This is a genomic window from Streptomyces sp. YIM 121038, from assembly GCF_006088715.1.
Taxonomy (GTDB): Bacteria; Actinomycetota; Actinomycetes; order Streptomycetales; family Streptomycetaceae; genus Streptomyces.
Genome location: NZ_CP030771.1, coordinates 1,044,576 through 1,059,652, shown reverse-complemented (window position 1 = coordinate 1,059,652; position 15,077 = coordinate 1,044,576). Strand labels below are relative to the sequence as shown.

The window sequence follows — 15,077 nt, the reverse complement described above, 5'->3', positions numbered from 1 at the left end:
TGATGAACACACCTGAAGGGTCCGAACACATGTCCAACGAGGAGAAGTACCTCGACTACCTCCGGCGGGCCTCCGTGGACCTCCAGGAGGTGCGCGGCAAGCTGCGCGAGGCCGAGGAGCGCGAGGCCGAGCCGATCGCGATCGTCGGCATGAGCTGCCGGTTCCCCGGCGGCGTGCGGTCGCCGGAGGACCTGTGGCGCCTCCTCCTCGACGGCCGCGACGCCGTCTCCGCGTTCCCCACCGACCGCGGCTGGGACCTGGAGTCCCTCTTCGACGACGACCCCGACCGGCAGGGGACCTGCTACACCCGCGAGGGCGCGTTCCTCCACGACGCGGCGGACTTCGACCCCGGCTTCTTCGGCATCTCGCCGCGCGAGGCAGCGGCGATGGACCCGCAGCAGCGGCTGCTCCTCGAAACCTCCTGGGAGGCGTTCGAACGGGCCGGGATCGACCCGAACGCGCTGCGGGGCAGCCGCTCGGGCGTGTTCGTCGGCACCAACGGCCAGGACTACCTGGCCCGCATGGCGACCGGCGCCCCGGAGGGCTACGAGGGCTACCTCGGCACGGGCAACGCGGCGAGCGTCCTGTCGGGCCGCGTCGCCTACAGCTTCGGCTTCGAAGGCCCCGCGCTGACCATCGACACCGCCTGCTCGTCGTCCCTGGTCGCCCTGCACCTCGCGGTGCACGCCCTGCGGCACGGCGAGTGCCCGCTCGCCCTCGCGGGCGGCGTCACCGTGATGTCGACGCCGGGCGTGTTCATCGACTTCAGCCGCCAGCGGGGCCTGGCCGCGGACGGCCGCGTCAAGGCGTTCGCCGACGGCGCCGACGGCACCGGATGGGGCGAGGGCGTCGGCCTGCTGCTCCTGGAGCGCCTCTCGGACGCCCGGCGCAACGGCCACCAGGTGCTCGCCGTGATCCGCGGCTCGGCCGTCAACCAGGACGGCGCGTCCAACGGCCTGACCGCCCCGAACGGCCCCTCGCAGCAGCGCGTCATCCGTCAGGCGCTCGCGGGCGCGCGGCTCTCCGCGGCACAGGTGGACGCGGTCGAGGCCCACGGCACGGGCACCAAGCTCGGCGACCCGATCGAGGCCCAGGCGCTCCTGGCCACCTACGGCCAGGGCCGCCCCGCGGGGCGCCCCCTGTGGCTCGGCTCGATCAAGTCGAACATCGGCCACACCCAGGCCGCCGCCGGTGTCGCCGGTGTCATCAAGATGGTCATGGCGATGCGCCACGGCGTCCTGCCGCGCACCCTGCACGTGGACGAGCCGTCCTCGCACGTCAACTGGTCCGCCGGTGCGGTGGAACTCCTGACGGAGTCCCGGCCGTGGCCGGAGACGGAGCAGCCGTGGCGCGCCGGTGTGTCCTCGTTCGGCGTGAGCGGCACCAACGCCCACGTCATCGTGGAGCAGGCCCCCGAGGCGGAACAGGGGACCGCCTCGGAGCCCGCGTACGGCGGCGGGCCGGTGCCGTGGGTCCTCTCGGCCCGGAGCGCGGAGGCGCTCCGGGCGCAGGCCGCGCTGCTCCGCTCCTTCGTGGAGGCGTCGGCTGAGCTGTCCCCGGCGGACGTGGGGCGTTCGCTGGTGTCCTCGCGTGCGGTGTTGGAGCACCGCGCGGTGGTGGTCGGCGCCGAGCGGAACGAACTGCTCGCCGCACTGGAGGCGCTGGCCGAGGGCCGGACGCCCGGTGGTGTGGTCTCGGGCGTGGCGGACGAGCCCGGCCGGGTGGGCTTCCTGTTCTCCGGGCAGGGCTCGCAGCGCCTGGGCATGGGCCGTGAACTGGCGGGCCGGTACCCGGTGTTCGCCGAGGCCCTGGACCAGGTGCTCGCGGAGTTCGACCCGTCCGTGCGCGAGGTGTTACTCGGCGACGACGTCGAGGCGTTGAACCAGACCGGAGTGACCCAGCCCGCCCTGTTCGCGGTCGAGGTGGCGCTGTTCCGTCTCCTTGAGTCGTGGGGGATCCGCCCCGACGTCCTGGCCGGTCACTCCATCGGTGAACTCGCTGCCGCGCACGTATCGGGTGTGTGGTCGCTGGCGGACGCGGTGAAGGTGGTGTCGGCGCGTGCGGGGCTGATGCAGGCGCTACCCGCAGGCGGTGCGATGGTGGCGATCCAGGCGACCGAGGAAGAGGTCGCTGCGGACCTGCCGGAGACCGTAGGCATCGCGGCAGTCAACGGCCCGTCCTCCGTGGTGATTTCGGGTGTCGCCGCTGACGCGGAAGCGGTGGGCGAGCGCTGGCGCGAAGCGGGCCGCAAGGTCACCCGGCTCAAGGTCAGCCACGCGTTCCACTCGCCGCTGATGGATCCGATGCTGGATGAGTTCCGTACGGTCCTGGACGGCGTATCGTACGAGGCGCCCGCGATCCCGATCGTCTCGACCCTCACCGGCGCGCGGGCGAGCGCTGAGGACTTGGCGTCGCCGGAGTACTGGGTCCGGCACGTCCGCGAGTCGGTGCGGTTCGCCGACGCCGTCGGTACGTTGGCCGGAGACGGCGTCGGTACGTTCGTCGAGGTCGGCCCCGGCGGGACGCTGTCGGCCCTGGGGCGGGAGTCCGCGCCGGAGGCCGCCTTCGTGCCGGTGCTGCGCGGCGACCGGCCCGAAGCCCTGGCCGTCACGACGGCCGCCGGGCAGCTCCACGTGCGTGGTGCCCGGGTGGACTGGGAGGTCTTCTTCACCGGTCGCGGCACGCGGCCCGTGGACCTCCCGACGTACGCCTTCCAGCGAGAGCGGTACTGGCTGGACGCCGTGCCCGCCGATGCGGCCGTGGAGGCGCTGTCCCCGGTGGAGGCGCGGTTCTGGGGCGTCGTCGAGGACGGCGACATCGCCGATCTCGCCCGTACGCTGGACGTGTCGTCCGACGCCCCGCTGAGCGCGGTCCTTCCCCGGCTCTCCGCGTGGCGCAGGGAGCAGCAGGGGCGGACCGCCGTGGAGGGCTGGCGGTACCGCGTCGAGTGGCGGCCGGTGGCCGCCGCCTCCCGGCACCTCGACGGTACGTGGCTGGTCGTGGCGCCGACGGGCGAGGACCGGGCCGAGTGGGTGCGGGACGCGCTGGCCCGCAACGGCGCCGAGGCGCGCGTCCTGCGCGTGGACCCGGAGGCCGTCGACTGGGCGGAGCGCCTCGCCGAGGCGCCCGCGGTGAGCGGGGTGGTCTCGCTCCTCGCGCTCGCTGACGCGGGCGCGTCGGTGGTGCCCGCGGGCGTCGGCGCCACGGTCGGGCTGCTGCGGGCGCTCGGTGCCGACGGAGCCCCGGCTCCGCTGTGGTGCGTCACGTCGGGCGCGGTGGCGGCGGACCCGGCCGACACCGTGGCCGGGTTCGAGCAGTCGATGGTGTGGGGCCTTGGCCGGGCGGCCGCGTTGGAGGAGCCCGGTCGCTGGGGCGGCCTCGTCGACGTACCGGAGGCACTCGACGAGTCGGCCGGTGACCTGCTGGCCTCGGTGCTCGCCGGCACGGGCGGGGAGGACCAGGTCGCCGTGCGGGGCGACGGGATCCTCGGCCGCAGGCTGGTGCCCGCGCCGCTGGGCCAGGCGTCCGGGGCGGGCTGGACGCCGCGCGGGACGGTCCTCGTCACCGGCGGCCTCGGCGCCCTGGGCGGGCACGTGGCGCGCTGGCTGGCGGCCCACGGCGCCGAGCACCTGGTGCTCGCGAGCCGCCGCGGCGCCGAGGCCGAGGGCGCCGCGGAGCTGGAAGCCGCCCTCGTGGAGTCGGGCGCGCGGGTGACGTTCGCCGCCTGCGACATGACGGACCGCGCGTCGGTGGCGGCGCTGCTGGCCGGTGTTCCCGCGCTCGACGCGGTCGTGCACGCGGCGGGCATCGAGCGCTCCGCCCTCCTCGCGGACGTCGACCCGGCCGACCCGGGCGGGTTCGCCGACGTGCTGGCGGCCAAGGCCGTCGGCGCCAGGCACCTGCACGAACTGCTCGCGGACACGCCGCTGGACGCGTTCGTGCTGTTCTCGTCGATCTCCGGCGTGTGGGGCAGCGGCGCCCAGGCCGCCTACGGCGCGGCGAACGCCTACCTGGACGCGCTGGCCGAGCACCGCAGGGCCACGGGTCTGCCCGCCACGGCGGTGGCCTGGGGCCCGTGGGCCGACGGCGGCATGGTCGCCAACGCGGGCCGGGACGCCGCCGCGCAGCTGCGGCGCCGGGGCCTGCCGTCGATGGCCCCGGCCGTCGCGATCGTGGGCCTGGCCACGGCCCTCGAAAGCGGTGACGGGAACGTCGCCATCGCCGACGTGGACTGGGAGCGGTTCGCGGGCACGTTCATGGCGCAGCGCCCGAGCCCCCTCCTGAGCGAACTGCCGCAGGTGCGGGCCGCGTTCGAGACCGCCGCGGTGGAACAGGGCTCGTCGGCCCTGGCGCAGCGGCTCGCCGGTCTCGACGAGGCCGAGCAGGAGCGGCAGCTCACCGACCTCGTCCGCTACGAGGCGGCCGCCGTCCTCGGGCACGCCTCCGGCGACGCGCTCCCCGCGACGCGCGCCTTCAGGGAGCTGGGCTTCGACTCGCTCACGGCGGTGGAGCTGCGCGCCCGGCTCAACGAGGTCACCGGGGCCGCCCTGCCCACGACCCTCGTCTTCGACTACCCGAACGCGGCCGCGCTGGCCGCCCATCTGCGGGACGAGCTCTGCGGCGCGGCCCCGGCCGCGCCCGCCCCGGTCACCGTGGCGGGCGTGTCCGACGAGCCGATCGCGATCGTCGGGATGGCGTGCCGGTTCCCCGGCGGCGTGACGAGCCCGGAGGACCTGTGGCGGGTGCTCCTGGCGGGCGGGGACGCGGTGTCGGACTTCCCGGCCGACCGCGGCTGGGACCTGGAGGGCCTCTACGACCCCGACCCGGACTCCGTGGGCACCTCCTACTCCCGGTCGGGCGCGTTCCTCTCCGGTGTGAGCGCCTTCGACGCGGGCTTCTTCGGGATCTCGCCGCGCGAAGCCCTCGCCATGGACCCGCAGCAGCGCCTCCTCCTCGAAACCTCCTGGGAGGCCTTCGAACGGGCGGGCATCGCCCCGGACTCCCTGCGCGGTGAACGGGTCGGCGTGTTCGTCGGCTCGAACATGCAGGACTACGGGTGGGTCCTCGCCGGTGCCACCGAGGACGTGGGCGGCTACGCCGCGACCGGCAACGCCGCCAGCGTCGCCTCGGGCCGCCTCTCGTACACCTTCGGCCTCGAAGGCCCCGCCGTCACGGTGGACACGGCGTGCTCGTCGTCCCTCGTGGCGCTGCACCTGGCGGTGCAGGCGCTGCACAAGGGCGAGTGCGCGATGGCCCTCGCGGGCGGCGTCACCGTGATGTCGACGCCCAGCTCGTTCATCGAGTTCAGCCGCCAGCGCGGCCTCGCCGAGGACGGCCGCTGCAAGGCCTTCGGCGCGGGCGCGGACGGCACAGGGTGGGGTGAGGGCGTCGGCATGCTGTTCGTGGAGCGCCTCTCGGACGCCCGGCGCAACGGCCACGAGGTGCTCGCCGTGATCCGTGGTTCGGCGGTGAACCAGGACGGCGCGTCCAACGGCCTGACCGCGCCCAACGGCCCCTCGCAGCAGCGCGTGATCCGTCAGGCCCTGGCGAGCGCGGGCCTGACCACCTCCGACGTGGACGCGGTCGAGGCCCACGGCACGGGCACCAAGCTCGGCGACCCGATCGAGGCCCAGGCGCTCCTGGCCACCTACGGCCAGGGCCGCCCCGAGGACCGCCCGCTGTGGCTGGGGTCGGTGAAGTCGAACATCGGTCACACCCAGGCCGCCGCCGGTGTCGCCGGTGTCATCAAGATGGTCATGGCGATGCGCCACGGCGTGCTGCCGCGCACCCTGCACGTGGACGAGCCGTCGCCGCACGTGGACTGGTCGGCGGGCGCGGTGGAACTGCTCGCCGACGACCGGCGGTGGCCCGCCGTCGACCGGCCGTGGCGCGCGGGCGTGTCCTCCTTCGGATTCAGCGGCACGAACGCGCACGTCATCGTGGAGCAGGCCCCCGAGGCGGAACAGGAGACCGCCTCGGAGCCCGCGTACGGCGGCGGACTGGTGCCGTGGGTCCTCTCGGCCCGGAGCGTGGAGGCGCTGCGGGACCAGGCGGCGCGGCTCCGGTCCTTCGTGGAGGCGTCGGCTGAGCTGTCCCCGGCGGATGTGGGGCGTTCGCTGGTGTCCTCGCGTGCGGTGTTGGAGCACCGCGCGGTGGTGGTCGGCGCCGAGCGCGACGAACTGCTGGCCGCGCTGGAGGCGCTGGCCGAGGGCCGGGTGTCCGGCGGCGTGGTCTCGGGCGTGGCGGACGAGCCCGGCCGGGTGGGCTTCCTGTTCTCCGGGCAGGGCTCGCAGCGCCTGGGCATGGGCCGTGAACTGGCCGACCAGTACCCGGTGTTCGCCGAAGCCCTCGACGAGGTCCTGGCGCTCCTGGATCCCGAGGTCCGCGCGGTCTTGTTCGGTGAGGACGCGGCAACCCTGAACGAGACGGGGGTGACGCAGCCTGCGTTGTTCGCGGTCGAGGTGGCGCTGTTCCGTCTTCTTGAGTCGTGGGGTGTACGTCCGGACGTACTGGCGGGTCACTCGATCGGTGAACTCGCCGCCGCGCACGTCGCGGGCGTGTGGTCGCTCGCGGACGCGGTGAAGGTGGTGTCTGCGCGTGCGGGTCTGATGCAGGCGCTGCCGTCGGGTGGTGCGATGGTGGCGATCCAGGCCACCGAGGAAGAGGTTGCCTCGGACCTGCCGGAGACGGTGGGTATCGCGGCGGTCAACGGGCCTTCCTCGGTGGTGATTTCGGGTGTCGCTGCTGACGCGGAGGCGGTGGGCGAGCGCTGGCGTGCGGCGGGCCGTAAGGTCACCCGGTTGAAGGTCAGTCATGCGTTCCACTCGCCGCTGATGGACCCGATGCTCGATGAGTTCCGCCGGGTGCTGGAGAGCGTGTCGTACGAGGCGCCCGCGATCCCGATCGTGTCGACGCTCACGGGCGCGCGGTCGAGCGCTGAGGAGTTGGCGTCGCCGGAGTACTGGGTCCGCCACGTACGGGAGTCCGTACGGTTCGCTGACGCCGTGAGCGCGCTGGCGGGCGAGGGTGTGGACACGTTCGTCGAGGTCGGCCCTGGCGGGACGCTGTCGGCGCTCGGTCAGGAGTCCGCGCCGGACGCGGCCTTCGTGCCGGTGCTGCGCGGCGACCGGCCCGAAGCGGTGGCCGTCACGGCGGCCGCCGGGCAGCTCCACATTCGTGGTGTCCGCGTCGACTGGGAGGTCTTCTTCACCGGCCGGGGCACGCGCCGCGTGGACCTGCCGACGTACGCGTTCCAGCGCGAGCGGTACTGGCCCGACGTGCTGCCTCTGTTCGGTGACGTATCGGCGGCCGGGCTCGGGGCGGCCGAGCACCCGCTCCTGGGGGCGAGCGTCGCCCTCGCCGGTACCGACGGGGCGCTCCTGACGGGCCGGTTGTCGGTCCGGACGCACCCGTGGCTGGCCGACCACGCGGTCATGGGCTCGGTGCTGCTGCCCGGTACGGCGTTCCTCGACCTGGCGATCCGCGCGGGGGACCAGGTCGGCTGCGACCTGGTGGAGGAACTGACGCTGGAGGCGCCGCTCGTACTGCCCGAGAGCGGTGCGGTACGGGTACAGGTGTGGGTCGGCGCCGAGGACGCGTCCGGCAGGCGCGAGCTGACCTTCCACTCCAGCACCGGCGACATGGACGAACGCGCGTGGACCCGGCACGCCACCGGTGTGCTGCGCGCGGGCGGCCGGTCCGAGGGCGACGCGCTGGCCGCCTGGCCGCCCGCCGGGGCCGAGGCCGTGGACCTGGACGGGTTCTACGAGGCCATGGCCGACGGAGGGTTCGGCTACGGCCCCGTGTTCCAGGGGCTGCGGGCCGCGTGGCGCGCGGGCGGCGAGGTCTTCGCCGAGGTCGCGCTGCCCGAGGGCGTCAAGGCGGACGGCTTCGGCCTGCACCCCGCGCTCCTCGACGCGGCGCTGCACGCCACCGGGTTCACGGGCGCGGCCGACGCCACCGGCAAGCTGCCGTTCTCCTGGTCCGGTGTGCGCCTGCACGCCGCCGGCGCCACGGCACTGCGGGTGCGCCTCGCGCCCACGGGCCCCAACGGGGTGTCCCTGACGGTCGCGGACGCCTCCGGCGCCCCGGTGGCCACCGTCGACTCCCTGGTGCTGCGCCCGGCCGCCCCGGTCCGGGCCGCCGCCGACGACCGCGACGACGCGCTGTTCGGCGTCGACTGGGTGCCGGTACCGCTGTCCGACGACGGGGCCCCGGCGGTGGAGTGGACCACCGACCTGGCGGACCTGGCGCGGTCGGCCGCGGCCGAACTGTCCGGCTTCGTCGCCCTGGCGTGCCCGGTCGCGGCCACCGAGGACCCGGCCGCCGGCGCGCACGAGGCCGCGGCCTGGGCCCTGGCCGCGGTGCGGACCTGGCTGGCCGACGAGCGGTTCGGCACGGCGCGCCTGGCCGTCGTGACGCGGCGCGCGGTCGCCCCCGCCGACGACGAGGACGTGCCGAACCTCGCGCACGCCACCGTCTGGGGCCTGCTGCGCTCCGCCCAGTCCGAGAACCCCGACCGGATCGTCCTGGTCGACCTCGACGAGGAGGCGGCCTCGGTCGACGCGCTGCCGTCGGCCCTCGCGACGGGCGAACCGCAGCTCGCCGTGCGCTCGGGGGCCGCGAGCGCCCCGCGCCTGGCCAGGGCGCGGCGGAACGTGGTGGACGACCCCGGCTTCGGCCCGGACGCGGTGCTCGTCACCGGCGCGACGGGCACCCTCGGCGGCCTGGTCGCCCGGCACCTGGTCGCGGAGCGCGGCGTGCGCAGTCTGCTCCTGGTCAGCAGGCGCGGCGCCGCCGCCCAGGGCGCCGAGGCGCTGCGCGAGGAACTCACCGCGCAGGGCGCCGACGTCGTCCTCGCGGCGTGCGACGTGGCCGACCGCGAGGCGCTGGCCGCGCTCCTGGCCCGGCACCGGGTGTCCGCCGTCGTCCACACCGCCGGTGTGCTCGACGACGCCACGATCGGCTCGCTGACGCCCGAGCGGATCGACGCGGTGTTCCGGCCGAAGGTCGACGCGGCCTGGCACCTGCACGACCTGACCCGGGACGCCGGCCTGTCGGCCTTCGTGGTGTTCTCCTCCGCCGCCGGTGTCTTCGGCGGCCCCGGCCAGGGCAACTACGCGGCGGCCAACACCTTCCTCGACGCCCTCGCCCAGCACCGGCGCGCCCAGGGCCTGCCCGCGACCTCCCTCGCCTGGGGCCTGTGGGACACGGCCGACGGCATGGCGGGCAGCCTCGACGACACCGACGTACGCCGCATCACCAGCGGCGGCGCCCTCCCGATCGGCCCGGCCGAGGGCCTGGCCCTGTTCGACGCCGCGGGCTCCACCGGGCGGGCGCTGCTCGCGCCCGTGCCGATGGACTTCGCCGTGCTGCGGCGGCAGGCACGCACCCAGCCCGTGTTCCACCTGCTGCGCGGCCTGGTGCGCAACACCGCGCGCAGGACCGCCGATCCCGCGAGCCGGTCCGCGCTCGCGCAGTCCCTCGCGGGCCTGACCGAGAGCGAGCGGGAGAAGGCGCTGCTCGACCTCGTCCGCACCCACGCGGCGGCGGTGCTCGGCCACAGCTCGGCCCACGCCGTCGAGCCCGACCGGGCCTTCCGGGAGCTGGGCTTCGACTCGCTCAGCTCCGTCGAGCTGCGCAACCACCTCAACGCGGCCACCGAGCTGCGGCTGCCCGCCACGCTCGTCTTCGACCACCCGAACCCCGCCGCGCTCGCCGCGTTCATCAGCGCCGAGCTCGCGGGCGCCCCGGCCGTGGCCGCGCCCGCGCCCACGGCGGTGGCGGTGACCGACGAGCCGATCGCCATCGTCGGCATGAGCTGCCGGTTCCCCGGCGGGGTCGGCTCCCCCGAGGACCTGTGGCGGCTCGTCCTCGACGGCACCGACGCCATCAGCGAGTTCCCCGCCAACCGGGGCTGGGACGTGGACGCCCTCTACGACCCGGACCCCGAACGCACCGGCACCTCGTACACCCGCGAGGGCGGCTTCCTGCACGACGCCGACCTGTTCGACCCGGCGTTCTTCGGCATCTCCCCCCGGGAGGCGCTGGCCATGGACCCGCAGCAGCGCCTCCTCCTCGAAACCTCCTGGGAGGCCTTCGAGAGGGCGGGCATCGACCCGAACTCCGCCCGGGGCAAGGCCGTGGGCGTGTTCGCGGGCGTGATGTACCACGACTACGTGTCGCGGCTCCGCTCCGTCCCGGAGGACGTCGAGGGCTACCTCGGCACCGGCGGGTCCGGCAGCGTCGCCTCCGGCCGCGTCGCCTACGCGCTGGGCCTGGAAGGGCCCGCCGTCACCGTCGACACCGCGTGCTCCTCCTCGCTCGTCGCCCTGCACTGGGCGATCCAGGCGCTGCACAAGGGCGAGTGCACGATGGCGCTGGCCGGTGGTGTCGCCGTGATGGCGACCCCCAGCACGTTCGTCGACTTCAGCCGCCAGCGCGGCCTCTCCTCCGACGGCCGGTGCAAGTCGTTCTCCGACAGCGCCGACGGCACCGGCTGGGGCGAGGGCGTCGGCATGCTCCTCGTCGAGCGCCTCTCCGACGCCCGGCGTAACGGCCACCCCGTCCTGGCCGTCGTCCGTGGCTCGGCCGTCAACCAGGACGGCGCGTCCAACGGCCTGACCGCGCCCAACGGCCCCTCGCAGCAGCGCGTGATCCGGCAGGCCCTGGCGAGCGCGGGCCTGACCACCTCCGACGTGGACGCGGTCGAGGCCCACGGCACGGGCACCACCCTCGGCGACCCCATCGAGGCCCAGGCCGTCCTCGCCACCTACGGCCAGGACCGACCCGCTGACCAGCCGCTGTGGCTCGGCTCGATCAAGTCGAACCTCGGCCACACCCAGGCCGCCGCCGGTGTCGCCGGTGTCATCAAGATGGTCATGGCGATGCGCCACGGCGTCCTGCCGCGCACCCTGCACGTGGACGAGCCCTCGTCGAAGGTCGACTGGTCCGCGGGCGACGTGGAGCTCCTCACGGAGCCCCGGCCGTGGCCGGAGACCGGCCGTCTGCGGCGGGCGGGCGTGTCGTCGTTCGGCGTGAGCGGCACCAACGCGCACACCATCATCGAGTACGCGCCGGACGACGACCGCGCCCCGGCTCCGGCCGACGGCGTGGTGCCCTGGGTCCTCTCGGCCCGGAGCGAGGAGGCGCTGCGGGAGCAGGCGGCCCGGCTGCGCGAGCGCGTCGCCGCCGAGCCGCGGCTCGGCCTGCCGGACGTCGGCTACTCGCTGGCGACCACGCGCTCGGCCTTCGAACACCGGGCCGTCGCCGTGGGCGACGACCGCACGGCGCTCCTCGACGGCCTGACCGCCCTGGCCGAGGGGCGGCAGTCGCCCGGTCTGGTCGCGGGCTCCGTCGCCGTCGGCGGGGTGGGCTTCCTGTTCTCGGGCCAGGGCTCGCAGCGCCTGGGCATGGGGCGTGAACTGGCGGGCCGGTACGCGGTGTTCGCCGAGGCCCTGGAGCAGGTGCTCGCGCAGTTCGATCCCCAGGTCCGCGAGGTCCTGTTCGGCGAGGACGCCGACGCGCTGAACGAGACGGGGGTGACCCAGCCCGCGCTGTTCGCGGTCGAGGTCGCGCTGTTCCGCCTCCTGGAGTCGTGGGGGATCCGCCCCGACGTCCTGGCCGGTCACTCCATCGGTGAGCTGGCCGCCGCGCACGTCGCGGGGGTGTGGTCGCTGGCCGATGCCGCGAAGGTGGTGTCGGCTCGTGCCGGGCTGATGCAGGCGCTGCCCGAGGGCGGCGCGATGGCCGCGATCCGGGCCACGGAGGCCGAGGTCGCGCCCGAGCTGCCGCAGACCGTCGGAGTCGCGGCGGTCAACGGCCCGTCGTCCGTGGTCATTTCCGGTGTCGCCGCCGATGTCGAGGCGGTGGCCGAGCGCTGGCGTGCGGCGGGCCGCAAGGTCACCGAGCTGCGGGTGAGCCATGCCTTCCACTCGCCGCTGATGGACCCGATGCTCGATGAGTTCCGTACGGTCCTGGACGGCGTGTCGTACGCGGCGCCCGCGATGCCGATCGTGTCGACGCTCACGGGCGTGCGGGCGACCGCCGAGGAACTGGCCTCGCCGGAGTACTGGGTGAGCCACGTACGCCAGTCCGTGCGGTTCGCCGACGCCGTCAGCGCGCTCGTCGACGAGGGCCTGACCACCTTCGTCGAGATCGGCCCGGGCGGCACGCTGTCGGCCCTGGGACAGGAGTCGGCGCCGGAGGCCGGGTTCGTGCCGGTGCTGCGGGCCGACAGGACCGAGGAGTCCGCGCTGACGTCCGCGCTGGCACAGCTGTGGACGCGGGGCGTACGGCCGGACTGGGAGGCCTTCTTCGCCGGTCGGGGCGCGCGCCGCGTGGACCTGCCGACGTACGCCTTCCAGCACCGGCGCTACTGGCTGGACGCCGGGGTGGGCGCGGGCGACCTGGACGCCGCCGGGCTCGGCTCGGCGGGCCACCCGCTGCTCGGCGCGATCATCGACACGGCCGACTCCGACGAGGAGCTCTTCACCGGCCGGCTTTCGCTGGAGTCCCACCCGTGGCTGGCCGAGCACGTGATCCAGGGCTCGATCCTGCTGCCCGGCACGGCCTTCCTCGAACTGGCGGTCCACGCCGGTGACCGGGTCGGCTGCGCCGCGGTGGAGGAACTGACGCTGGAGGCGCCCCTGGTGGTGCCCGAGCGCGGCGGCGTACGCGTCCAGGTGCGGGTCGGCGGCGCGGACGACTCCGGCCGCCGCACGGTGACGGTGCACGCGCGGGGCGACGACGCGGACGTGTGGGTCCGGCACGCGAGCGGCGCGCTCGTGGCCGCCCCTGACGTGCCGCCGGCCGACTCCGCCGCCTGGCCGCCCGCGGACGCGGAGGCCGTGGACCTCGACGGGCTCTACGACCGCATGGCCGACGGCGGGTTCGACTACGGGCCGCTGTTCCAGGGCCTGAGGTCGGCCTGGCGCACGGGCGACGCCGTGCTCGCCGAGGTCACCCTGCCGGACGGCGTGGACGCGGGCGGCTTCGGTCTGCACCCGGCGCTCCTCGACGCGGCCCTGCACGCCATCGGGCTGATGGGCGACGCCGACGGCCCCGGCAGGCTGCCGTTCTCGTGGTCGGGCGTGCGGCTGCACGCCTCGGGCGCGACGGTGCTGCGGGTGCGCCTGGCGCCCACGGGCTCGGACGGCGTGTCCCTGACGATCGCCGACGGCACGGGCGCTCCCGTGGCCACGATCGACTCGCTGGTCCTGCGCCCGGTGTCGGGAACGGTGTCGCGGCAGGCCTGGGAGTCGCTGTTCCGCCTCGACTGGGTGCCGGCCGCGGCGGCGTCCGGAAGCGCCCGGTCGGTCGCGGAGTTCACGGACTGGGCCGCGCTGCGCTCGGCCCTGGAAGCGGGGGAGACCCTGCCGGAGAACGCCGTGGTCCACTGCGCCGAGCCCCACGGCACGGACGCGGTGCGGCATCAGGTGCACGCCGCTCTGGAGCTGGTGCGGGGCTGGCTGGCCGACGAGCGGTGCGCGGCGTCGCGCCTCGTCCTGGTGACCCGCGGCGCGGTGGCCGTCGCGGCCGAGGACGACGTACCGGATCTGGCGGCGGCCGCCGTGTGGGGCCTGGTGCGCACGGCGCGGGCGGAGAACCCGGACCGGGTCGTGCTCGTGGACGTCGACGACGCGGACGGCTGGAAGGCGGCCGTCGGAAGCCCGGAGCCCGAACTGGCCGTGCGTGCGGGCGACGTGTTCGCGCCGCGGCTCGTTCGCGCCCGCCCCGCGGAGTCCCCGGAGTCCGCGGAGTCGGGCTTCGGTGAGGGTGCGGTCCTGGTGACGGGTGCCAGCGGGATGCTCGGTGGTCTGGTGGCGCGGCATTTGGTGGTGCGGCACGGGGTGCGGCGGTTGGTGCTGGCGAGTCGGCGCGGCCAAGTGGGCGCGCTGTACGACGAGTTGACCGGGCTCGGTGCCGAGGTCGTTGTTGTGGCGTGTGATGTGGCGGAGCGGGACGAGGTGGCGGCGCTGCTTGCCGAGCACCCGGTGACCGCCGTGGTGCACACCGCGGGCGTCCTGGACGACGGCACGATCGGCTCGCTCACTCCGGAGCGGATCGACACGGTGTTCCGGCCGAAGGTGGACGGCGCCCGGCACCTGCACGAACTGACCCGCGATCTCGACCTGTCCGCGTTCGTCCTGTTCTCCTCGGTGACGGGCACGCTGGGCTCGCCCGGCCAGGCCAACTACGCGGCGGCCAACGCGTTCCTCGACGCCCTCGCCCGGCACCGCCGGGCCCAGGGCCTGCCCGCGACCTCCCTCGCCTGGGGCCTGTGGGCCACGGAGGACGGCATGGGCGCGCGGATGGCCCAGACCGGAGCCGTGGGCCTGAGCGCCGAACAAGGCCTCGAACTGTTCGACGCGGTGGCCCTCGGGGCCGACCCGGTCGTCGTGCCGATGCGCCTCGACCTGCGGGCCGTGCGGGAACTCCCGGCGGTGCCGCCCGTCCTCAGCGGCCTCGTGCGCACGACGTCCCGCAGGGCGGCCCAGGCCGGAGGCGACCCCGCCGCCGCGCTGCGGGAGCGCCTGGCCGCGCTGACGCCGGGCGAGCGGACGTCCGCCCTGACGGACCTGGTGTGCGCGCAGGTCGCGGCCGTGCTCGCGTTCCCCGGACCCGAAGCGGTCGACGAGCGGCGCGCGTTCACCGAGCTGGGCTTCGACTCGCTGACCGCCGTCGACCTGCGCAACCGGCTCAACGCGGCCACCGGGCTCCGCCTGCCCGCCACGCTCATCTTCGACCATCCGACCCTGCTCGACCTGGTGGGGCACCTCACCGGAGCGCTCGCCGCCGACGAGCCGGGAGGAGTGGCGCCGCTGCTCGCCGAGCTGAGCCGCATCGAGGCGAGCCTCGCCGCGATCAAGCCCGGCGACGACGAGGACGACCGGGTCGGCGCCCGGTTGTCGGCCCTCCTGGCCGCATGGCGCGACGGCCGCGCCGACGCCGTCCCGCAGACGGCCGACGACCTCGACGCCGCCACGGACGACGAGGTGTTCGACCTGCTCGGCAAAGAGTTCGGCATCTCCTGACCCGTCCGGTCACCCCACTTGCTCGACGTTCCCTGGAGTAGA

Annotated in this window: 1 protein-coding gene; it reads left to right on the top strand. The window is 75.2% G+C overall.

What is annotated here, in order from left to right; genetic code table 11:
- Window positions 1-29: 29 nt before the first annotated feature.
- Window positions 30-15,035 carry a type I polyketide synthase gene (locus C9F11_RS04130; RefSeq protein ID WP_138957966.1) on the top strand — a complete coding sequence of 5,002 codons (15,006 nt, stop codon included), beginning with the start codon at window positions 30-32 and terminating at the stop codon, window positions 15,033-15,035.
- Window positions 15,036-15,077 lie beyond the last annotated feature (42 nt).